This is a genomic window from Undibacterium sp. GW821-FHT07F11 (assembly GCF_059418665.1).
In genome coordinates, this window is record NZ_JBWKQH010000006.1 from 25,636 (window position 1) to 45,992 (window position 20,357).

A 20,357-nucleotide genomic window follows, 5' to 3' on the forward strand; every position below is an offset into this window, starting at 1 on the left:
ATCATGATTGCAATGATCGTGTTAGCGGTCATTTTCGCAATCCTGGCATTCTGGGTGCTGGGCATACAAAAACGCCTGCTCAATTCACGCAGACGCATCAAATATGCATTTTCACAAATGGATATACAGTTCAAACGCCGTTATGAACTGATACCCAATCTGGTTGAAGTTGCCAAGGGTTACATGAGGCATGAACGGGAAGCGCTGGAAGCAGTTATTGTCGCACTCAATGAAGCTGTCATGGCCAATTCCATGGCTTGCATACATCCTCTGGTCGGCATCGCTATATTGCACCTGGCAGCGGCTGAAGACAGACTGACCGTGACTTTAGGCAGAATGTTTGCCATTGCCGATGCATGTCCTGATCTGCAAGCCAATCAAAGCATGCAAAAGCTGACCGGGGAATTGAACGACGCCGAAAACAAGATCACATTTGCCCGCCAGGCTTACAATGATTGCGTCGTGCAATACAACGAGAGCATGGAACATTTTCCTGGCCCTGTCATTGCCAATATGTTTGGTTTTCATGTTGCCGAATTAATGCAGGTAGCAGCAATCGACACAGCCTTGTTTCAGCCTGCTGCTACATAAATACTGCAAAGTTCAGCCCGGCTCTTTGCGCTGATACCGCATGTGTAAACAGGAAAAGCGTGCGTCCTCAAAAAAAGATGCGCGCTTTTTATTCTTGAGCGGGGAATTTTTATGTACGCCCAACGATAGACGCAGTCGCCATTAATTCATCAATCAGGGCCAGCAATATCTTGCCGGACATGCGATGCGGATCGAGTACAGGCAAGGGTGAATACTTCAGCAAAATCGAAGGATTGATCTTGCCCATATTGGCCTGACCCATGGTCCAGCCAGCGTAGCGACGTTCCAGAATTTCTTCATAATCGAGCAGGATCACATCAGTATGGCGCTCGTCGCGCAGGATATGGCTGTATAGGGTATTGACGGCTTCGCGGCCACCCTCCAACACTTGCATGAATACCTGGTCACTATGGCAAAGTACACCCGTGATGCCGTGTTGAGGATTATGCTGACGCGACTGGCTGACGATGGATTGCACGATATCGCACATTTTTTCATCCACGACGCGGCTGGCGTAAAGTAAGCGTACTAGCATGGCAAGTCCTGGTTAGCGTTTGATCAGAGATAAAAATTCACGGCGCAGGTTCGCATCCTTCAGAAATGAACCGTGCATCACACTATTAATCATGGCAGCATCCATGTCTTTCACGCCGCGCCAATGCATGCAAAAGTGGTCTGCTTCCATGACCACGGCCAGGCCATCCGGCTGCATTTTTTCTTGCAGGGTATCAGCCAGTTGCACTACCGCTTCTTCCTGTATCTGCGGACGGCTCATGACCCATTCAGCAATGCGCGCATATTTCGACAGGCCGATCAGGTTTGAATGCTCATTTGGCATGACGCCTATCCATACCTTGCCAATAATCGGGCACAGATGATGTGAACAAGCGCTGCGTACCGTGATAGGGCCGATGATCATCAATTCGTTCAGATGTGAAGCATTCGGGAATTCGGTAACCGCCGGCATGGGGACATAACGGCCCTTGAATACTTCCTGTATGAACATCTTGGCGACGCGGCGGCCGGTATCCTGGGTATTGTGATCACTCTCGGTATCTATCACCAGGCTTTCCAGGACGGCGCGCAGTTTTTCTTCCACTTCTGCCTGCAATTCATCCATCTCGCCTGCTTCTATGAAGCTGGCGATATTGTCATTGGCGTGAAAACGCGTCTTGCTGGCCGTGATGCGTTCACGTATGCGCTGCGAGACAGGGATATTGACAGCTTTATAAGCAAGGGGCGTATCGTTGGACATGCTGAAAACCGGGATGTAAAAAGGCTATGGTAACTGAATTGTCAAATTGGCGTTGCGGGTAGCTTGTCTACGCATTGTTGGCTAAGCCCCAGGCTTTGCACTGTTACGCTGGTATTCGGCCTCACGCTCTGCTTTCCACTGTGGCAGGCAATGCGGGCAAAAGCAACTGGCATCAAGTTTTAACTCACCATCGGGTAATTTTTTAAATGCAATCGGTGGCAGGGCGGTGCACCAGCATGCCTGGCCAGTATTATCTGCCATTGCGCAAGTGAATACACTCTGGCAGCGCGGGCAAACACTCATTTTGCACTGCCCTCACTGCCAGTATTATCGGCTTCGACAGGCAAACCCTCACTGGCGGTCTTTTTCATCGCCTTGCGCAAGAATGACATTTGACCATCGAAGCTGGTACAGGCGCGGCAAATTGCCAGGTGCATTTTTAACTGGGTGCGCTCAGACAAACTGAGCGGGCGGTCCAAACCCTCAGAAATGAGCTGATGTGCTTGTTTGCAAACAATAAAGACACTCATATTTTTTCTCCTGATGACACCCTGCCAAACCAGTTCAGGTCCAGGCATTCACGCAGGCGTAACCGCGCACGATAGAGTACCACCCACAGATTAGACGTACTCAGCTCCAATTCCTTACAAATTTCTTCAGTTTCCAGTTCCAGCCATTCCCGCATCATGAATACCCGGGCAGTTTTGGCCGGCAGGTTTTCAAGGCAGACTTCCAGCACACGAAAAAAGTCTTTTTGTTGCAGCGTTGCTTCAGGCGCACCCCAGGCAGTTGGCATGCCTATCACGTGGCCGTTGGCATTAAATAAACTGTCTATCAAATCATCCTCAGACTCTTCGTCTTTGATTTCCAGCGGCTTTTCTTTTTTCAGAGAGCGCAGGTGGTCGATGATCTTGAATTTCAAAATACCCGTCACATAAGTGCGCAAGGAAGAATTGCCGGCAAAACTGTCAGGTTTTTCCAGCACTGCCAGCAAGGTTTCCTGCACCGCGTCTTCCGCTGCACATTCATTGCGCAGTTGTAATTGTGCAAAGCGATACAGGCCAGGGCGCAGGTTTTCCAGTTGTTGATGTAAATCTGTAATCGATGTCATAAGTCTGCTGACTGAATTGGAAAAGATTTGGGCTCAAATCCTGTAAAATTCAGGCTTGATGAAATAACCCACTATCATACCTTCAGGATATACCGTCATTATGAGCGATTTGAACGCAAACACGACAGAAGAACTTGCACCGGAAGACCGGCTGGCAGGCGTGGAACCAGCCATCAAGGCTGAAATTCTGGCGGAAGCCCTGCCTTATATCCGTAAATTCCACGGCAAAACCATCGTCGTCAAATACGGTGGCAATGCCATGACAGAAGAACGCCTGAAGCACGGCTTTGCCCGTGATGTCATTTTGCTCAAACTGGTAGGCATGAACCCGGTGGTTGTCCATGGCGGCGGCCCGCAAATTGATAATGCGCTCAAGAAAATGGGCAAGCAGGGTACTTTTGTCCAGGGTATGCGTATCACCGATGAAGAAACCATGGAAGTCGTTGAATGGGTACTCGGTGGTGAAGTCCAGCAGGATATCGTGATGCTCATCAACCACTACGGTGGTCAGGCAGTAGGTCTCACCGGCAAAGATGGTGGCCTGATCCGTGCCCGTAAGATGATGATGCCTGATCGTGAAAATCCAGGTGCCATGCTGGATATCGGTTATGTCGGTGAAATTGATGCCATCAACCCTGCTGTCGTTAAAGCCCTGCAGGATGATGCCTTCATCCCTATTATTTCCCCTATCGGTTTTGGTGCAGATGGCCAGGCTTACAATATCAATGCAGATCTGGTCGCAGGCAAAATTGCAGAAATTCTGAAAGCTGAAAAGCTCATCATGATGACCAATATCCCTGGCGTGCTCGACAAACAGGGCAACCTGGTGACCGATTTGTCTGCCCGTGAAATTGATGAAATGTTTGCTGACGGCACCATTTCTGGCGGCATGCTGCCCAAGATTTCTTCTGCACTCGATGCTGCCAAGTCCGGCGTGAATACCGTGCACATCATTGATGGACGTATCGAACATTCGCTGTTGCTGGAAGTCTTGACCGAGCAAGCCTTCGGTACCATGATACGCAGCCACTGATGATGAAAGCTATGCTGCTGGAGCGTCAGCCTCATGCCTGGACGCTCTGAGCCCTTGTGGCTGTTTGACCTGGACAATACGCTGCACAATGCTTCACATGCGATTTTCCCCGTCATCAGCCAGAACATGAATGCCTTCCTGGCGCGTGTGCTGGGGGAAGATGGCAAACCGGCAGATGCTGAACGGGTAAATGCTATCCGTCAGCAATACTATGCCCGCTATGGCGTCACCATGCTGGGCATGGTCAGGCACCATGGCGTCAGGGCAGATGAATTTTTGCACGAGGTCCATCATTTCGATGACCTCAGTAGCATGATCAGGTATGAGCGCGGTTTAAAAAAATTATTACGTCGTTTGCCTGGCAAAAAGATTTTGTTGACCAATGCGCCGCGCGTGTACTCTGGCCGGGTACTCAGGCACATGGGTTTGCACAAGCATTTTGATGCGCATATCCCGGTTGAGGCCATGCGTGTGCATGGGCAACTGCAACCCAAGCCTTCGCGCCCTTACCTGCGCAAGCTGCTGGCAACTTATGGCAAACAGGCAAGAGACTGCGTTCTTGTTGAAGATAGTGTGGAAAATTTGCTTGCTGCAAAGCAAGAAGGTCTGCGCACAGTCTGGGTCACAGGGTATACTCCTGCCCATCAGCGTAAAAGAGCTGCCGCCTGTGCCGACGTCAAAGTAAAATCCGTCATACAACTCGCCCGTCATATTCATCGTCTGCGCGCCTGACATCAGGAGCGCGGAAAATGTGGTTGGGGATTGCGCACTTGCTGGCTGGTCTTTAGAATCACGCCCCGGATGTGGCTGAATTGCTGCATTTCCCCTTTTGAATCCACTATTTGACATTATGGCCAGCACCAAACCCGGCGAACGTAAATTACAGATACTCCAGACGCTGGCGGCGATGCTTGAGCATCCCAAAGGTGAAAAGGTCACGACCGCTGCACTGGCTGCCAAAGTAGCCGTGTCTGAGGCTGCGCTGTACCGTCATTTCGCCAGCAAGGCGCAGATGTTTGAAGGCCTGATCGAGTTCATTGAGGCATCCATCTTTGGCCTCATCAACCAGATCAATGAAAGCCAGGAAGATGGCATGGTGCAAGCCCAGTCCATCATCAATATGCTACTCAATTTTGCCGAGCGCAATCCCGGCATGACCCGTGTGCTGATCGGCGACGCCCTTGTGAATGAAGATGAACGCCTGCAACTGCGCATGAACCAGCTGGCAGAACGCATGGAAATGGCTTTCCGTCAGTCTTTGCGCCTGGCTGCCAGCCAGGGCCATTTTGCTGAAGAAGAGGCGCAAGCCCGTGCCAGCCTCTTGTGCAGTTTTGTCATGGGCCGCTGGTTACGTTTTGCCAAGACCGGTTTCAAATTGCTGCCGACGGAGCAGGCGACCATGCATATCGCCTTGCTGTTGCGCTGAACCTTCCAAGCCAATTGCACTTCATCGCCAGCTGACGCATCATAGTCCTTGTTTTCGGAACAATGGATGCGCATAGCTGCTCATGAGACTGCCTCAGCAACCCGGACGTTTATTTCTATGGCGTGGAGCCGCCCTGGTGATTTCACCGGGCATAGATTCGTCCCTGCATACCCATTTTGCATTGCAACTCACTTACGGGCTGGAGCGTCCGTTTCGTGCGCGTCTACAGGCAGAGCATGACTGGACAGAAACCAGCAGCGCCAGTTTTTCACCGCATGATGCTCACCAGATAGACAGCGATGGCGGCATGCTGGCACATCTGTTTCTCGAAATACCGGAAGTGGTCAATACTAATGGCACTGATTTGCAAGCGGCATTCGGGACGCAACCTGAATTTCAGGCTTTGGTAGCCAGTTTCTCTGACAATCGCCACCAGTCGCTGGATATGGCGGCCGCCCTGCATATACGGCAAACCTGGCAAGCTTGTGCCTTGCCGCACAGCCAGACCAATACTTCACTTGATAGCCGCATCCTCAGTGCACTGGATGCCATTGCCGCCAGCCATGGTGCAGATTGTAATGGCGAGAGCCTGGCCAGGCTCGTGCACTTGTCCGAAAGCCGCTTTACCCATTTATTTCGGCAGCAAACCGGCATGTCCCTGTCACGCTATCTGCTATGGTCACGCATGGTGGATGCAGTAGCGGCAGTTGCCCAGGGCAATAATATGACGGCGGCTGCCCATGCATCCGGCTTTGCTGACCTCGCACATATGAGCCGTACCTTCCGCAGCATGATGGGGGTGGCACCCTCAGAACTGCACAGGATGGCGATTGCGTTCAAGCAGGATGCTATTTGATGGATTACTCTGAGGGTATAACAATATCCGGGAGACCCTCATGCAACAAGCAAATCAAAGACAGATAGAACAATTGCTGGCGAAATACAGCGAAAGCCATCTGAACCCCACCAATGAACTGATTCACTTTGTCTGTGTACCTGCTATCGTGCTGTCCTTCCTGGGCCTGATCTGGGCCGTGCATCCGCTGGCAGCTCTGGCAACTACCATATTGTCGCTGGTCTATTACATGACACTCTCAGTGCCATTTGCCGTTGGCATGCTGGCCATGTCAGGCACGATGCTGTGGATACTCTCGCAATTGCCCCAGCACCTGATGTGGCAAACCTCACTGGGTATTTTCGTGATTGCCTGGATAGGCCAGTTCATCGGCCACAAGATAGAAGGCAAGAAACCTTCTTTCTTTGATGACTTGCGTTACTTGCTGATCGGCCCTTTGTTTGTACTCAGTTTTTTATATCGCCGATTACATATCGCCTACTAAATGCTAAGTTGTACGGCTTGCGAAGTCTTGGGCAAGTCATTGCTATACATGCGCCAGGTATTGCGGCCGCTGGCCTTGGCGGCTTTCAGTGCAATATCGGCATGATGCAAAAATAGCCGCTGCTCTTTGGCATGCAGAGGGCAGCAGGCTATACCTATGCTGGCGCTCAGCAAGATCTGCTGGCCGCGCAGTGTCATGGGCTGGTTGATGGCGTGAACCAGCCTTTCCGCCAGATGCTCGACTATTTCCAGACTGCCCACGTTTGGCATGATGGCAGCGAATTCATCACCATCAACACGGCATAAAGTGTCGGTGCTGCGCAAAACGCCGCACAGGCGGTTCGCCATGGTCGCCAGGATCAGATCCCCGGCATCATAGCCAAAGCTTTCACTCAGGCCCTTGAAGTGATCAAGATCGATGAACATGAGGGCGGCCATTTCTTCGTCAGCCACGGCATCTTCCAGGCAATTACTGAGCAACCTGTGGAAGTAATGGCGATTTGGCAATTTGGTCAGGCTATCGTGATTATTCAAAATCGCCAGGCGGCTATCGGCTTCGCGCCTTTCCTTGGCCTCGCTTTGCATATCGTTTTCCCAGGCTTCCATACGGGCCAGCATGAGATTGAAATGCATGTTCAGGCTACCCAGTTCATGTTCCGGGTCCTGTGGGGCACGCAGGCTGTAATCACCCAGTGTCGCCACTTTTTCTGCAATCACGCTTAATTCCATGATGGGTTGCATGGAACGCAACTGCCGGGTGGTCAGCCAGTAAGCTGCCAGCGCAGTGATAAAGACGGACAGGAAACCGGCTATCAGCAAAAACAACAGCACATGCTGGTACAGCGGCCAGGTACTGAGCTGCAATTGCACCTGACCAATGACCGTGGTGCCGCTCACTACCGGGCTGATCGCGCTGAAATTGCTGAGGTGGTAGTCCACCGTATGACGCCTGAGCAGAGTCGCAGCCTCTATGCCGCTGGTTTTGATCAACTGCGCCTGGGGGTTCCAGGCCAGCATGGGTTGCCCGTTTCTGTCATACACATGGGCTGTCAGCATGTCTGGCGTATTGGTAGCATTCAGCAGCAGGCTTTGCAATTGCCGCATGTCATTGGCAATCATGGCGTCCGCCATATTGCTGGCGAGGATGTCAGATTTATACAAAGCTTCCGAACGCAGGTTTCTTTGCAAAAGATAACTGGACAGTATCAGGCTCAAGATCAAGGCAGCCAGCATCGCCAATGCGATTGCCTGCAAATTCTTTCGAAAAATGCGTTTTGCCATTGGTAGCCTGAAGTAAGTGTTTTGCATGAGAAAGCTAAGGAATTGTCCGTTGGAAATGCTGTGCGATAAATGATATGAGCGACTATACCTTTGTGCCAGAATGATGTCATCAGGACTTACGCAAAACTGCCCCAGCTGCATTGCAGCTCCTGGCCGTACAGTGCTACAGTCGTCGTCGCTGACGGTGTAGTCGGGGGTTTCAAGCAACATGTTGCTTGCCGACGTAACAAACAACTCTTGCAAGAGTTGTTTCCCTCAGTGACAGCCTTGCTGGAACAATTTTGCGTAAGTCCTGAAATCCGTACCCAATACTTTTACCCTAATTGCAGGCTTTGTGCGCTGCTTTATGCAGAATCCTGCATCTGCGAGTAAACTGCGGCACATCTTTATAGTTAGCTTGAATCCGCGTGTCAGATTTTTCCAACAATCCTGTCTTACCATTTTCTCTGCCTCAGGCGGGGGAGTGCTTTGCCCTGCTTGATGATGCCCATGCCGCAGTGCCGCAATCCCGCTTTTATTGCGACTTGCAGAACATCCTGGTTTGCAGCACAGCGCAAGAATGGCCGGCATTGTGGCGTGATGCAGAATTGGCTTTGCAACAGGGCAGTTTTGCCCTGGCCCTGCTGTCTTATGAGAGCGGTGCGCAATTACAGGGTATCGCTGAACACGCGGCACCAGTTGTGTCACGCCTGCTTTTGTTCAGGCAATGTCATATCCTTGATAGCCAGCAAGTCACTGCATTTTTGCAAGCGCAGGCAGCGCCGGATGCTGTTGCCGGGATAGCTGGCATACAGCCCAGTGTTGATGCCAGCCACTTTGAAGAATGCATAAACAGAATCAGGGAATACATCGCTGCTGGGGATACCTATCAGGTCAATTACACTTACCGCCTGCATTTTGACAGCTATGGCACGCCCGTAGCACTCTACAGCCGCTTGCGCCAGCGTCAGCCCGTGCCTTACGGTGCGCTGATCTGTTTACCTGATGGCGAGGCGATAGTGTCGCTGTCACCTGAATTATTCGTACGCCAGCAACTGGGTAAATTGCTGGCGCGCCCGATGAAGGGTACGGCGGCCGCAACTGGCGATACAGAGCAGGATCAGCGTCTGGCAGCCGAACTCGCCGCCGACACAAAAAACCGCGCAGAGAATCTGATGATTGTTGACCTGTTGCGCAACGATCTGGGCCGTATCGCCAAAACCGGCACGGTCAGGGTACCCAGGTTATTTGAAGTGAATCGCTTTTCCAGTGTCTTGCAAATGACGTCAACAGTAGAGGCAGATTTGCAGGATGGCCTGAATCTGGAACAGATACTGACCGCCTTATTCCCTTGCGGTTCGATTACCGGGGCACCCAAACACCGCACCATGCAAATCATCCGCGAGCTGGAAGCAGAGCCGCGTGGTTTGTACACCGGTGCGATAGGATGGTTTGATCCGCCTGCGCAAACTGGTGCAATAGGTGATTTTTGTTTGTCCGTACCGATACGCACTTTGCAATTGCAAGCGCCGCTGGATGATGCAGAGCCTGCACTGCGCCTTGGTGTGCTGGGGGTAGGCGCAGGCATAGTCTATGACAGTGTGGCCCAGGAAGAATATGCAGAATGCCATTTGAAGGCGCGCTTCCTGACGGGCCTGCTGCCACAGTTTGAACTGTTTGAAACCATGCATGCAACGCAGGAAGAAGGTTGCCGTCATCAATCAAGACATTTGCATCGCCTACAGGCATCGGCGCAGTATTTTGGCTTTGCCTGGAATCACGAACAGGTCAGGTTGAAATTACGACAAGTCTGTGATGCCCTGCCTTCTGCCATACCGCACAGGTTGCGTCTGGCCCTGAAGCCGGATGGCGCACTTGATGTGCTTACTGCAGTGTTAAGTCCCATGCCAGCCAGCCCCAAAGTCATGCTGGCAAAAACTGCCAGTGACAGCCGTAATTTGTTCCTGCGCCACAAAAGCAGTTTGCGTCAGCAATATGACCAGGCATGGCAAGCTGCAGAACAGCAGGGCGCATTTGACATGTTGTTTTTTAACGAAAGAGGGCATTTGACTGAAGGCGGGCGCAGCACGGTCTTGTTGAAACTGAATGGCAAATGGCTGACTCCCCCGCTGGCAGATGGTGTCTTGCCAGGTATCACGCGAGCGATCTTGCTGGAAGATAAGCGCTACCAGCTCACAGAACAGGTCCTGACGCTGGGTGATGTGCAGGCAGCAGAGCAAATCATGCTGTGCAATTCTTTGCGTGGTGCTTTTGTTGTTGAATTGATTAACTAAATTGAAAACAAGGCTTGCTGGATAGTCAAGAAAAAGCTGCCAATACTTGCCTATCTGAAGTATAAAGATGAATTCCGCCTTTAGCCTTGGAAATTGATCCAGCTTAAATATTGTGCCTGTTCGTAGGAAAGGTTACACTGGAAAAAAATTAACCGACCAAGCGGTCGGCAAATTGCATTTTTATTCATATTGATTAGTATTGATTAATATTGCAGATAATCGCAAAACAGGAGACTACCCATGAAGAAACGGTTTTTACTGGCGGCTTTGCCTGCCATGTTATCGCTGGTGTTGGCAAGCAACGCCTCTGCTCAGATCAAGGTTGGCGTCAACGTGTCGGCAACTGGCCCCGCAGCTTCTTTGGGCATTCCTGAAAAAAATACCTTTGCCTTGCTGCCAAAAGAAATCGCTGGCAAGAAGATAGAATACATCGTTCTCGATGATGCATCCGATACCACCACGGCAGTAAAAAATGCCCGTAAGCTGATTGCAGAAGACAAGGTCGATATCATCATCGGTTCCACCATCACGCCAAATTCCCTGGCCATGATCGATGTGGCGGCAGAAAACGAAACGCCGATGATTTCCATGGCAGCTTCTTCAGCCATTATTTCACCTGTTGATTCCAAACGTTACTGGGTATTCAAGACCCCGCAAAATGATTCACACATGTCGACGGCGATCACCGGCCACATGAATGACGTCGGCATCAAGACGGTCGCTTTCATTGGCTTTGCCGATGCTTATGGTGAAGGCTGGTTCAAGGAGTTTTCCAAGATCGCTGAGTTGCGCAAACTCAAAGTCGTCGCCAATGAACGCTTTGCCCGCAGCGATACTTCTGTCACTGGCCAGATCCTGAAAATCCTGGCAACCAATCCTGACGCGGTCTTGATTGCCGGTGCGGGTACTCCAGCAGCCCTGCCACAAAAGACCTTGAAAGAGCGCGGCTACAAAGGCAAGATTTATCAAACCCACGGCGTCGCCAATAATGACTTCCTGCGTGTCTGCGGCAAGGATTGTGAAGGCACCTGGTTGCCAGCTGGCCCATTGCTGGTGGCAGAGCAATTGCCAAATGATAATCCAGTCAAAAAATCTGCCATGCGCTATGTCAAAGCCTATGAAAAAGAATATGGCGCAGGTTCTGTCTCCACTTTTGGTGGCCATGCCTGGGACGCCAGTCTCTTGCTGGAATCAGCAGCAACTGTGGCTTTGAAAAAAGCACAGCCAGGCAGCAAGGAATTCCGCGCGGCCTTGCGTACAGCGCTGGAAAATACCGTCAACCTGCCAGTCTCGCACGGCATCGTCAATATGACCGATACTGACCATCTGGGTTTCGATCAGCGTTCCCGCGTCATGGTGCAAATCGTCAATGGCAAATGGAAATTGATCGGTCAGGCGAACTGATAGTTGGATGGATGTATCAAGGGAGCTGCGGCTCCCTTTTTGTTCGGCCCAAAGTATGGGGGCCATGCTTGAACTAGTAAGAACCTGTTTGCGATCTTAAGCGCGTGCGCAATAGGAGTTTATGCGGGGATCATGTGCTGCTCAAAATGCTCATGTACTAAAGTACATTCCGCTTTTTGCGCTGCACTTTTGTTACCCTTACCCCGCTGACGCCCGCTCGCTACAGATCGTAAACAGGTCCTAAGCAAGAAAGTCAGGTTTACATGGATTTTTCAATTGCCGCCATCCTCGCCCAGGACGGTATTACCAGTGGTGCCATCTATGCCTTGCTGGCATTGGCGCTGGTGCTGGTGTTTTCCGTCACGCGGATTATCTTCATACCGCAAGGTGAATTCGTTGCCTTTGGTGCACTCAGTCTGGCAGCGATACAGACTGGCAAATTCCCGCATTCTGCCAGCCTGTTGCTGGCCTTTGGCTTGCTGTGTCTCGGCAAGGAAGTATATTTGCAGGTGCGCAGCAAGCAGCCTGTGAATGCCAAGGCGCTGGCTTTGTCAGCCGGCAAGCTGTTGCTGTTCCCACTGGCAGTCTGGTTGTTGGCGCGTAATGTCGCCGCGCAAGAATGGCCGTTGTTCGCTCAGGTTCTTTTGGCACTGGCGATAGTCGTGCCCATGGGGCCGATGATTTACCGTCTGGCGTATCAACCTCTGGCAGAAGCCAGCACTTTGGTCTTGCTCATCGTTTCTGTTGGTGTGCACTTTGCCCTGACTGGCATGGGCCTGGTGATGTTTGGTGCCGAAGGTTCACGCACTACGGCTTTCAGCGATGCCCGTTTTGAACTCGGGGCCATGCAAATCTCTGGCCAAAGTCTGGTGGTCATTGCGGTGTCGGCCCTGTTGATAGGCGCACTGTATTTTTATTTTGAACGCAGCCTGTCTGGCAAGGCTTTGCGTGCTACCGCCGTCAACCGTCTGGGTGCGCAACTGGTGGGGATAGGTACCACGCAAGCTGGCCGCCTGGCATTCACCCTGGCCGCAGCCATGGGGGCATTGTGTGGCGTATTGATCGCCCCGATGACAACGGTGTATTACGATGGCGGCTTTTTGATCGGCCTCAAGGGTTTCGTCGGTGCCATCGTTGGTGGCCTGGTGTCATACCCGGTCGCGGCAGCGGGTGCACTGCTGGTGGGTTTGCTGGAATCGTACTCATCTTTCTGGGCCAGTGCCTATAAGGAGGTTATCGTATTTACCCTGATTATCCCGGTCTTGCTGTGGCGTTCACTCTCCAGCAAACACACTGATGAGGATGAAGAATAATGAAGACACTCCTCACCAACGGTATCAAACACGGTAAATGGGTATTGCTGGCACTGGTATTGCTGTTCCCCTTGCTGCCTGTGCCTGAATTCTGGATCACCCTGGCCAATTACATAGGCCTGTATGCGATCGTGGCACTCGGCCTGGTCTTGCTGACCGGGGTAGGCGGCATGACCTCTTTTGGCCAGGCAGCTTTCGTTGGTCTGGGTGCTTACTCCACCGCTTACCTGAGTACTGCTCTTGGCTATTCACCCTGGCTGGGTTTGCTGGCTGGCCTGGTGCTGACCATGGCGGCAGCGCTTGCTATCGGCCTGATTACCATGCGCCTGTCTGGCCATTACCTGCCACTCGGTACGATCGCCTGGGGTCTGTCACTGTTTTTCCTGTTTGGCAATCTGGAATTTCTCGGCAAATACGATGGCCTGAATGGCATACCGCCGATAGAAATCGCAGGCCTTAAACTCGATACTGGACGCAGCATGTTTGGCCTGATCTGGGTGATCTTGCTACTATCTATCGTTGCTATACAAAACCTGCTGCAATCACGTCCTGGCCGCGCCATACGTGCACTCAAGGGTGGTGGTGTCATGGCAGAAGCCATGGGTGTCAATACGGCGCGCATGAAGGTCATCATCTTCGTCATTGCTGCCATGCTGGCTAGTGTCTCCGGCTGGCTGTATGCGCATATGCAACGTGCAGTCAACCCTACACCCTTTGGTTTGAATCAAGGTATTGAATACCTGTTCATGGCCGTGGTTGGTGGTGCAGGACATGTCTGGGGTGCCTTGCTGGGTTCGGCCCTGCTGACACTGTTGAAAGACAAATTACAAAGTATCTTGCCTGCACTGCTGGGCGCGAATGGTAATTTTGAAGTTATCGTGTTTGGCGTCTTGCTGGTCTTGCTATTGCAACGTGCGCGCGATGGCGTATGGCCTTACCTGGCCAGCGGGAGCAAGCGCCTGTTTGTCAAATGGCTGCCAGAAGACAAAGGCATACAGGTCGCTGCAGATGCGGCGGTATTGCCAGTGCGTGCCAAACCAGCAGTTGATACTGTTATCCTCGAAATCGACAAGGCGCGCAAGCAATTCGGTGGCCTGGTTGCTGTCAATGACATGCAGTTCACCGTCAGCGCAGGCCAGATCGTCGGCCTGATAGGCCCTAACGGTGCAGGTAAATCGACCATGTTCAATCTGGTCACCGGTGTTTTGCCCTTAACCAGCGGTACCGTGCGTTTTTATAAGGATGGCAAATTGCAGGATATCGCCAACCTGCCTTCGCGTGAAATCGTCAAACTCGGCATAGGCCGCAGCTTCCAGCATGTACGTTTGCTGGCCAGCATGACAGTCCTGGAAAATGTGGCGATAGGTGCGCATCTGCGTACCAAGGGCGGCGATGTCATGGAAGTCATCGCCAGCATTTTACGACGCGATGGCAAGATAGAAAATTCCCTGCTGGCCGAGGCAAAAAGGCAATTGGAGCGGGTAGGTCTGGCACATCTGATCAATGAAGAAGCAGGCAGCCTGGCCCTGGGCCAGCAACGCATACTTGAAATCGCCAGGGCACTGTGTTGCGACCCCAGCTTGCTGTTACTCGATGAACCTGCCGCCGGTTTGCGCTATAAGGAAAAACAGGAACTGGCCGAACTTTTGCGCAAATTGCGTGCAGAGGGCATGAGCATCCTGCTGGTCGAGCATGACATGGATTTCGTCATGAACCTGACCGATCAACTGGTGGTCATGGAATTCGGTACCAAGATTGCCGAAGGCTTGCCACAAGAAGTACAACAGAATCCGGCAGTGCTGGAAGCTTATCTGGGTGGGATAGATTGATGACGAATACAAATTCTCCAGAAACCGCGCCAGCGGTTTTGGCAAGTACGTCCCTGTCTGAACCGGCTTTGTTGCACACCAAAGACCTGCAAGTGTTTTATGGCAAGGTCGAGGCTTTGCAACCAGCCAATATACGTGTCGGTGCCGGGCAGATCGTCACCGTCATTGGCCCGAATGGGGCAGGCAAATCGACGATGCTCAATGCCATTGCCGGTGCCCTGCCTGCAACGGGCAGTATGCGTGGGCAGATAATATTGGCCGACAAAAACCTCGCCAGCGTCAGCATAGAAAACCGTGTCGCGCAGGGCATGTCGCTGGTGCCAGAAAAACGCGAACTGTTTGCCAGCATGAAGGTAGAAGACAATCTCTTGCTGGGTAGTTATCGCCGTTACCAGGCTGGTGAAAAAAATTATGCTGATCAGCTCGATGTGGTGTTTGATCTCTTTCCACGTCTGAAAGAAAGACGCACCCAGGAAGCAGGGACGCTGTCCGGTGGTGAACGTCAGATGCTGGCAGTAGGCCGGGCCCTGATGGCCAAGCCGCAATTGCTGATGCTGGATGAACCCAGCCTCGGCCTGGCACCACTGATCGTCAAGGAAATTTTCCACATCATCCAGCGCCTCAAGCAAACTGGCGTTGCCATCTTGCTGGTAGAACAAAACGCCCGCGCTGCCTTGCAGGTAGCAGACTATGCCTATGTGCTGGAAACCGGGCAAATCGCGCTGGAGGGTGATGCCGCAGAACTGGCGAACGACCAGCGCGTGATTGATACTTATCTGGGACTGGCCAAGAAGAATCACTGATGCCAGCAGGACGCAGAAATGAGAGTATTGATTACAGGATCTACCAGTTGGGAAAGCCAGGCCGCAATACGCCGTGAATTGGCTCGGTTGCCTCCAGCAACCATCGTTGTTACTGGTGATACTCCCGGTATTGATGCTCATGCCAAAGTAGTTGCATTGGAATTTGGTTTTGCGGTCGAAGCCATGAAAAAAAACAATGCCGACTATCGTGCTTTTCCCGGTGAAGGGTGGAAGGGCTTGAATGTCCGGATGCTGGCGACGGGCATAGACCTGATGCTGGCTTTTCATGCCGATTATAGCAAACCCGGTTGTGCCCGTGGCACACACCATGCGGTAGAACTGGCTGAGCTGGCACAAATACCGGTTAAAATTTTCACGCAGTAGGCGACAGTGATCACAATAGTGCAAAGGAAAAACCATGATCTCTCATGTATTCATAGGCATCCATGACTTCAGCAAGTCTTTTGCGTTTTACTCTGCACTCATGACAGAACTGGGACTGGTATTGAAATTCAAGGATGCTGACGAACCCTGGGCAGGATGGATGGCTGCTGATCAGCCACGCCCGTTGTTTGTTATTGGCAAGCCTTTTAATGGTGAACCGCCGCAGCACGGCAATGGCCAGATGGTGGCACTGCTGGCGGCATCACGCGCGACAGTACAGCGCGCCTATGCAGCGGCGCTGGCACTTGACGGTACATGCGAGGGCCCACCTGGGCTGCGCCCGCACTATCATCCCAATTACTATGGCGCGTATTTTCGCGATCCTGATGGCAACAAGATTTGCGTTTGCTGCCATCATCCTGAGTAATGCTTATTTACCAGTTTCCAGAAAAACCATCGCCCGCTCCAGCACTTCATCTTTCCCTGCCCTTATGCCTGCCAGCGTGGGAGCAATCTTGATATCTGGCTGTATACCTATGCGTTGCAACTGACGGCCATCGGCATGCCGCACGTCATGACCGGAGAAACCAAAATATAAGGCTCCGGGCAAATACGCACCGGTGATATCTCCGTTGGCACCAGCGCTGTGTGTGCCTATATAGGTCAGTGGTGCTAATGATTCTATGATCAATCCAGTATGCTCGGCAGCGCTTTGGGTCTCTTCATTGATCAGCATGACCAGCTTGCCGCGATACAAGTCTTGTGTTTTTCTTCTGATAGTTTGTTCAAAGCTATAGTAACCACCACCCTGATCACCTTCAAACGCCGAGACCAGTGGACGGCGGAACTGGGCCACTACATTTGCCTGTTTCACATTCAGTCTGGGAGCTATTTTCCATACTGAATTACGTGGATAGCCACGCATATCGAATATAAGTGCCTTGCTGTCCTTGATTGCCTCAAACATGGCATTGACATCGGCTCCTTCGAGCCGGTCTAGGTCTACATAGGCGATATCCTTGTTGAGCATTTTAAATACTGGCGCGGTATTTTCAGGAGCCTCAGTATCATTCACGCGTGGCAGATGTATCTCGTGCTGATTGCCTGTGCTATCTGCGATGAGCAAGCTTGCCACACTTTTTTCCTGACCCACTAGCAGGTTGGCAAGTGCATCCCTGATCCTGGTTTCCGGGTTGGATGCAGAGATGGTCTTTGATAGTTGTTCAATTTTCTCCCCGACTGCCACTCCGTCTATTTTGAGGATGATGTCACCCACATGCAAGTCAGGGTTTTGTTGCAGACGTGAGTCTGTAATCTTGCTGATGACCACTTGCTTGTCTATCATGAGCAGATTCATTGCCAGCCACGCTTTGCCAAAATATTCTGTACTGATACGATTCCTGACAAAGACGTGGCTGTCTTGCAAATTGCTAGCCATCTCTGCCATCGTCAAGGCATATTCCACTGCGTTGTTGACGTCTGCAATACGCTTCAGGTAGATGGGTAACTGATCCGACCAGGCTTTGTCCATCAAATGCTTATAGGGGAAGAAAGTCTCGGCAATCGCCCATAATTTGATCACTGCCAACTGTCGCCAGGCCAGGTCGGGATAACGCATGTCACGATAAGGTAACTCCAGTGCTCTGACAGCCACGCCGGAACTTGCCTGATAGCGTATTGCTGCACCAGGTTTGCGCTTGCCCTGTAATAAGCTCACTGCCCTGTTGATACTGGTGCTGGTTTTTGCAGTGGATGTATCTGGCGCTATCTCTGCATCTGCAGCAAAACCGGTGGTGCCATCGGCATAGATCAGGTCTGCCTTGCTGTATGTGATTGAGACTTCGCCAGCGATGACCTGACGTTTGGCAGGCATAAACCAGCCTGGCGTAGTTTTCCCCTGTGCCAGTATCCATGCTTTGCCAGTTTTTTGCAGTGCCAGTACAGCAGATGGAACAAGGCTGGCCTGGTTAATCATGAACACCATAGGCAGTGTTTTATTGGGCTGTGTCTGCGCAAGAGGATTAATGGTCTCTGCCTCCATGGTTTGTAGCGCTGAAAAATAGCCGCCGCTGTTCATTCCCTTTTGTGGAGCGAAGCCAGAGTGCACGCGGATTCTTTCAGTCGGCAAGATAAGAGGTGCAGTAATCCAGTGTGCTAAAAGGGAATTCAGATTTTCCGTGTCGTACCAGCCATACTGTGCAGGCCGCAAATCGATGATGAGACCCTTGGCCCGGCTTTTGATTGCATCCCTTGCCTGCAGCAGTTTTGCGTAGTCAGGGTGATCATTGCTCGTGATCTGTGGCTCATGCAAATGCAGCAGGGCGATATCGCCACTCAACCATTCCAACAGGTCCTGATTTGCAGGCAAGACAAGTTGATGCGATTCATCTGATCGATCATTGTCACCCACTACTGATATCTCCGCCGCAGGGTCATTCAAGGTGGCCATCATGCTGGCAAGAGCATCACGCAATTCTTGCTTTGACTTCGCTGCCTGAACCTTGGGCAAAGCAGTTACCAGAGCCTTATCCCAATCAACATTACCTTTGGTCAGCGCGGGGTGACGCCACTTGATGTCGCACCAGAGCTGCGCAAGATCGCGCAATCGTATTTCTTGCTGATTCAGGGGTTGTGCATGCAAAGGCAGGCAAAAAAATTGGAGGGAACACGTAAGGATAGCGAAAAAGCGAGCGCAGTCTTTCGCCGTAATAGTTAAACACATAGAGATAGGTATTGAGAAAGATACAGAGAATGGCGTGAAATAAACGTAATTAAATAAACGCCAATAAATCCGGGCGTGAATGCCCGCAGGATTATGGCACATCAAGTATGCTCAATCATCCATTCCTTCAAGCCATTTACCCATTTCGCTGCGGGTAATTTACAGGCCAGGCGTATCGCTGTTGCGCGTTCATACAAGTCTTCAAAATCTACTGCGGGGGCTTGTTTGAAGGCGATGGCGACGGTGTTGGCATCATGTACCAGCGGTAGCCAGACCACCGCATCAAAAGCTTCTTGCAGGGCGGCGAGATTGGCAGTGCAATTCGCTTCATAGTTATGCGGATTGCCAAACAGGTTAACGGTCAGCATGCCATCTTCATTCAAGGTATTGGCACAGGCCTGGTAAAAAGCAGCGCTGCTCAGTGCGGGGGCATCGGCAGCGGCATCATATAAATCAATTTGCAGTACGTCGGCCTGGCCGTGGTTGGCGCTATCGTTGACATAGGCTAGCGCATCCATGCACAGGACTTGCAGGCGCTCATCATTGACCGGTAATTTGAAATGCTGGTGACAGCTCGCGATGACCTTGGGGTTCAGTTCTATCGCAGTGACCCTGGACTGTGGAAAATTACGGTAGCAAAACTTGGTCAGTGATGCTGCACCGAGGCCTAGCTGTACGATATGTTGTGGCTCGTGTTTGAACAACATCCACATCATCATTTGCTGCACATATTCCAGCTCTATCTGGTCTGGCATGGCCATGCGCATGGCGCCCTGGATGGCATCAGAGGATAGATGCAGGGTACGTACACCCTGGTATTCGGCAATGCTGACGTCAGGCAGCTCCGTGCTGGCTACCTGATTTGCCTTGTATAAATTCAAACCCATCTTTTGCATTAATTTCTTAAGCACGAATTTCTAAGCATTAGTTGCAGATATCAGGCCCGGGTTTTTGGCCATGTTTCCAGGCCTTCGATTGCCACCATCTTTTGCCAGCTCGGGCGGGCGATGACGAGTTGTGCCAGTTTGCTCAGCGCAGGCCATTCTGTGGCCGGGCGTGGCATATTGCGTGACCAGCGCATCAGCATGGTCAGTTGCAGGTCAGCGCCAGAAAAAGTCTCGCCCAGCAGATAAGGGCCATTCTTGCTCAGGTGCAGGTCAAGCTGATCCCAGATGGCAGCGATACGTTTTTGCAGTGCGGCTTTGGTGGCTTCATTATGCTCTTCAAAACCCAGTTCGGCAGGATAAAACCAAGCACGGAAAGTCGATTGCAGGCTGCTGCTGATGAACACTATCCATTGTCGCCACTGATCGTGTTCCATGCTGCCCATGGCTGGTACCAGGCCCGCTTCCGGGTGACGTTCAGCCAACAGCATCAACAGCGCGGCTGATTCGAGATAAGGACGATTATCAATGACCAGGGTAGGCACGACACCATTTGGATTCAAGCGCAGGTACTCTGGATCTTTTTGCTGGTTCTTTTCTACATCGACCAGTTTCAATTCATGGTCAGCCCCAATTTCCAATAAGGCCAGATGAACGATCATGCTCGCTGTGCCGGGGCAGTAATACAAAGTATACATGGCTATCCTTG

General features: G+C 51.7%; 22 protein-coding genes. 13 read left to right on the forward strand and 9 right to left on the reverse strand.

The window, feature by feature from the left end; translation table 11 throughout:
- The first annotated feature begins 3 nt into the window (after nucleotides 1–3).
- Nucleotides 4–591, forward strand: coding sequence for a LemA family protein (locus AC07OI_RS15685; RefSeq protein ID WP_492704597.1), 588 nt, complete (start codon nucleotides 4–6; stop codon nucleotides 589–591).
- A gap of 109 nt (nucleotides 592–700) precedes the next feature.
- Here AC07OI_RS15685 and AC07OI_RS15690 read toward each other — a convergent pair whose 3' ends face one another.
- From AC07OI_RS15690 to AC07OI_RS15710, 5 genes are all read right to left on the reverse strand, one after another.
- Nucleotides 701–1,126, reverse strand: a complete 426-nt coding sequence (locus AC07OI_RS15690) for a BLUF domain-containing protein (RefSeq protein ID WP_162061157.1) — start codon at nucleotides 1,124–1,126, stop codon at nucleotides 701–703.
- A gap of 12 nt (nucleotides 1,127–1,138) precedes the next feature.
- Nucleotides 1,139–1,846: a GTP cyclohydrolase I gene (gene folE, locus AC07OI_RS15695; RefSeq protein ID WP_492704599.1), complete on the reverse strand. Its 708-nt coding sequence runs from the start codon at nucleotides 1,844–1,846 to the stop codon at nucleotides 1,139–1,141.
- Between the two features lie 81 nt (nucleotides 1,847–1,927).
- Nucleotides 1,928–2,149, reverse strand: coding sequence for a cysteine-rich CWC family protein (locus AC07OI_RS15700; RefSeq protein ID WP_492704600.1), 222 nt, complete (start codon nucleotides 2,147–2,149; stop codon nucleotides 1,928–1,930).
- Nucleotides 2,146–2,376 carry a zf-HC2 domain-containing protein gene (locus AC07OI_RS15705; RefSeq protein WP_492704601.1) on the reverse strand — a complete coding sequence of 77 codons (231 nt, stop codon included), beginning with the start codon at nucleotides 2,374–2,376 and terminating at the stop codon, nucleotides 2,146–2,148. The genes AC07OI_RS15700 and AC07OI_RS15705 overlap by 4 nt, the downstream gene beginning before the upstream one ends.
- Nucleotides 2,373–2,957, reverse strand: a complete 585-nt coding sequence (locus AC07OI_RS15710) for a sigma-70 family RNA polymerase sigma factor (RefSeq protein ID WP_492704602.1) — start codon at nucleotides 2,955–2,957, stop codon at nucleotides 2,373–2,375. The genes AC07OI_RS15705 and AC07OI_RS15710 overlap by 4 nt, the downstream gene beginning before the upstream one ends.
- Nucleotides 2,958–3,057: 100 nt before the next feature.
- Here AC07OI_RS15710 and argB point away from each other — a divergent pair, with 100 nt between their 5' ends.
- From argB to AC07OI_RS15735, 5 genes are all read left to right on the forward strand, one after another.
- Nucleotides 3,058–3,990 carry an acetylglutamate kinase gene (gene argB / locus AC07OI_RS15715; protein WP_492704603.1) on the forward strand — a complete coding sequence of 311 codons (933 nt, stop codon included), beginning with the start codon at nucleotides 3,058–3,060 and terminating at the stop codon, nucleotides 3,988–3,990.
- 33 nt (nucleotides 3,991–4,023) lie between these two features.
- Complete coding sequence (locus AC07OI_RS15720; RefSeq protein ID WP_492704604.1) at nucleotides 4,024–4,722, forward strand: pyrimidine 5'-nucleotidase; 699 nt, start codon at nucleotides 4,024–4,026, stop codon at nucleotides 4,720–4,722.
- 118 nt (nucleotides 4,723–4,840) lie between these two features.
- Nucleotides 4,841–5,416 (forward strand): nucleoid occlusion factor SlmA, encoded by a 576-nt coding sequence (slmA, locus tag AC07OI_RS15725; protein ID WP_492704605.1) that lies wholly within the window; start codon nucleotides 4,841–4,843, stop codon nucleotides 5,414–5,416.
- Between the two features lie 82 nt (nucleotides 5,417–5,498).
- The gene (locus AC07OI_RS15730; RefSeq protein ID WP_492704606.1) at nucleotides 5,499–6,272 is read left to right on the forward strand and encodes a helix-turn-helix transcriptional regulator; all 774 of its coding nucleotides are present in this window, start codon (nucleotides 5,499–5,501) and stop codon (nucleotides 6,270–6,272) included.
- Between the two features lie 40 nt (nucleotides 6,273–6,312).
- The gene (locus tag AC07OI_RS15735) at nucleotides 6,313–6,756 is read left to right on the forward strand and encodes an Mpo1 family 2-hydroxy fatty acid dioxygenase (RefSeq protein WP_492704607.1); all 444 of its coding nucleotides are present in this window, start codon (nucleotides 6,313–6,315) and stop codon (nucleotides 6,754–6,756) included.
- Here AC07OI_RS15735 and AC07OI_RS15740 read toward each other — a convergent pair.
- Nucleotides 6,753–8,036: a diguanylate cyclase domain-containing protein gene (locus tag AC07OI_RS15740; RefSeq protein ID WP_492704608.1), complete on the reverse strand. Its 1,284-nt coding sequence runs from the start codon at nucleotides 8,034–8,036 to the stop codon at nucleotides 6,753–6,755. The genes AC07OI_RS15735 and AC07OI_RS15740 overlap by 4 nt on opposite strands.
- A 407-nt stretch (nucleotides 8,037–8,443) precedes the next feature.
- Between AC07OI_RS15740 and pabB the strand changes: the two genes are divergently transcribed.
- The 7 genes from pabB to AC07OI_RS15775 all read left to right on the forward strand — a co-directional run bounded on the left by pabB (nucleotide 8,444) and on the right by AC07OI_RS15775 (nucleotide 16,469).
- Nucleotides 8,444–10,309, forward strand: a complete 1,866-nt coding sequence (gene pabB, locus AC07OI_RS15745; RefSeq protein WP_495257872.1) for an aminodeoxychorismate synthase component I — start codon at nucleotides 8,444–8,446, stop codon at nucleotides 10,307–10,309.
- 240 nt (nucleotides 10,310–10,549) lie between these two features.
- The gene (locus AC07OI_RS15750; RefSeq protein ID WP_492704610.1) at nucleotides 10,550–11,713 is read left to right on the forward strand and encodes an ABC transporter substrate-binding protein; all 1,164 of its coding nucleotides are present in this window, start codon (nucleotides 10,550–10,552) and stop codon (nucleotides 11,711–11,713) included.
- 263 nt (nucleotides 11,714–11,976) lie between these two features.
- On the forward strand, nucleotides 11,977–13,026 hold the full coding sequence (locus AC07OI_RS15755; RefSeq protein ID WP_492704611.1) for a branched-chain amino acid ABC transporter permease: 1,050 nt from the start codon (nucleotides 11,977–11,979) through the stop codon (nucleotides 13,024–13,026).
- Nucleotides 13,026–14,855, forward strand: coding sequence for a branched-chain amino acid ABC transporter ATP-binding protein/permease (locus tag AC07OI_RS15760; RefSeq protein WP_495257873.1), 1,830 nt, complete (start codon nucleotides 13,026–13,028; stop codon nucleotides 14,853–14,855). The genes AC07OI_RS15755 and AC07OI_RS15760 overlap by 1 nt, the downstream gene beginning before the upstream one ends.
- Nucleotides 14,855–15,658, forward strand: coding sequence for an ABC transporter ATP-binding protein (locus tag AC07OI_RS15765; RefSeq protein ID WP_492704613.1), 804 nt, complete (start codon nucleotides 14,855–14,857; stop codon nucleotides 15,656–15,658). Before AC07OI_RS15760 ends, AC07OI_RS15765 begins: the two co-directional genes overlap by 1 nt.
- 18 nt (nucleotides 15,659–15,676) lie before the next feature.
- Nucleotides 15,677–16,042, forward strand: coding sequence for a hypothetical protein (locus AC07OI_RS15770; protein ID WP_492704614.1), 366 nt, complete (start codon nucleotides 15,677–15,679; stop codon nucleotides 16,040–16,042).
- A 34-nt stretch (nucleotides 16,043–16,076) separates the two neighbouring features.
- Entirely contained in the window at nucleotides 16,077–16,469 is a 393-nt protein-coding gene (locus tag AC07OI_RS15775) for a VOC family protein (RefSeq protein WP_492704615.1), read from the forward strand.
- Between the two features lie 3 nt (nucleotides 16,470–16,472).
- Here AC07OI_RS15775 and AC07OI_RS15780 read toward each other — a convergent pair whose 3' ends face one another.
- The 3 genes from AC07OI_RS15780 to AC07OI_RS15790 all read right to left on the reverse strand — a co-directional run bounded on the left by AC07OI_RS15780 (nucleotide 16,473) and on the right by AC07OI_RS15790 (nucleotide 20,346).
- Entirely contained in the window at nucleotides 16,473–18,647 is a 2,175-nt protein-coding gene (locus AC07OI_RS15780; protein WP_495257874.1) for a S41 family peptidase, read from the reverse strand.
- Nucleotides 18,648–18,865: 218 nt separating this feature from the next.
- Nucleotides 18,866–19,675 carry a spermine/spermidine synthase domain-containing protein gene (locus tag AC07OI_RS15785; RefSeq protein WP_495257875.1) on the reverse strand — a complete coding sequence of 270 codons (810 nt, stop codon included), beginning with the start codon at nucleotides 19,673–19,675 and terminating at the stop codon, nucleotides 18,866–18,868.
- Nucleotides 19,676–19,701: 26 nt separating this feature from the next.
- On the reverse strand, nucleotides 19,702–20,346 hold the full coding sequence (locus AC07OI_RS15790; RefSeq protein WP_495257876.1) for a glutathione S-transferase family protein: 645 nt from the start codon (nucleotides 20,344–20,346) through the stop codon (nucleotides 19,702–19,704).
- Nucleotides 20,347–20,357 lie beyond the last annotated feature (11 nt).

Bases quoted from the DNA above. Each gene is read 5' to 3' on its own strand.
- AC07OI_RS15720 (WP_492704604.1), top strand. From the start codon at position 4,024: ATGCCTGGACGCTCTGAGCCCTTGTGGCTGTTTGACCTGGACAATACG.
- AC07OI_RS15685 (WP_492704597.1), top strand. From the start codon at position 4: ATGATTGCAATGATCGTGTTAGCGGTCATTTTCGCAATCCTGGCATTC.
- AC07OI_RS15775 (WP_492704615.1), top strand. From the start codon at position 16,077: ATGATCTCTCATGTATTCATAGGCATCCATGACTTCAGCAAGTCTTTT.
- AC07OI_RS15755 (WP_492704611.1), top strand. From the start codon at position 11,977: ATGGATTTTTCAATTGCCGCCATCCTCGCCCAGGACGGTATTACCAGT.
- AC07OI_RS15750 (WP_492704610.1), top strand. From the start codon at position 10,550: ATGAAGAAACGGTTTTTACTGGCGGCTTTGCCTGCCATGTTATCGCTG.
- AC07OI_RS15700 (WP_492704600.1), bottom strand. From the start codon at position 2,149: ATGAGTGTTTGCCCGCGCTGCCAGAGTGTATTCACTTGCGCAATGGCA.
- argB (WP_492704603.1), top strand. From the start codon at position 3,058: ATGAGCGATTTGAACGCAAACACGACAGAAGAACTTGCACCGGAAGAC.
- slmA (WP_492704605.1), top strand. From the start codon at position 4,841: ATGGCCAGCACCAAACCCGGCGAACGTAAATTACAGATACTCCAGACG.
- folE (WP_492704599.1), bottom strand. From the start codon at position 1,846: ATGTCCAACGATACGCCCCTTGCTTATAAAGCTGTCAATATCCCTGTC.
- AC07OI_RS15735 (WP_492704607.1), top strand. From the start codon at position 6,313: ATGCAACAAGCAAATCAAAGACAGATAGAACAATTGCTGGCGAAATAC.
- AC07OI_RS15770 (WP_492704614.1), top strand. From the start codon at position 15,677: ATGAGAGTATTGATTACAGGATCTACCAGTTGGGAAAGCCAGGCCGCA.
- AC07OI_RS15765 (WP_492704613.1), top strand. From the start codon at position 14,855: ATGACGAATACAAATTCTCCAGAAACCGCGCCAGCGGTTTTGGCAAGT.
- AC07OI_RS15740 (WP_492704608.1), bottom strand. From the start codon at position 8,036: ATGGCAAAACGCATTTTTCGAAAGAATTTGCAGGCAATCGCATTGGCG.
- AC07OI_RS15760 (WP_495257873.1), top strand. From the start codon at position 13,026: ATGAAGACACTCCTCACCAACGGTATCAAACACGGTAAATGGGTATTG.
- AC07OI_RS15705 (WP_492704601.1), bottom strand. From the start codon at position 2,376: ATGAGTGTCTTTATTGTTTGCAAACAAGCACATCAGCTCATTTCTGAG.
- AC07OI_RS15790 (WP_495257876.1), bottom strand. From the start codon at position 20,346: ATGTATACTTTGTATTACTGCCCCGGCACAGCGAGCATGATCGTTCAT.
- AC07OI_RS15730 (WP_492704606.1), top strand. From the start codon at position 5,499: ATGAGACTGCCTCAGCAACCCGGACGTTTATTTCTATGGCGTGGAGCC.
- AC07OI_RS15690 (WP_162061157.1), bottom strand. From the start codon at position 1,126: ATGCTAGTACGCTTACTTTACGCCAGCCGCGTCGTGGATGAAAAAATG.
- AC07OI_RS15710 (WP_492704602.1), bottom strand. From the start codon at position 2,957: ATGACATCGATTACAGATTTACATCAACAACTGGAAAACCTGCGCCCT.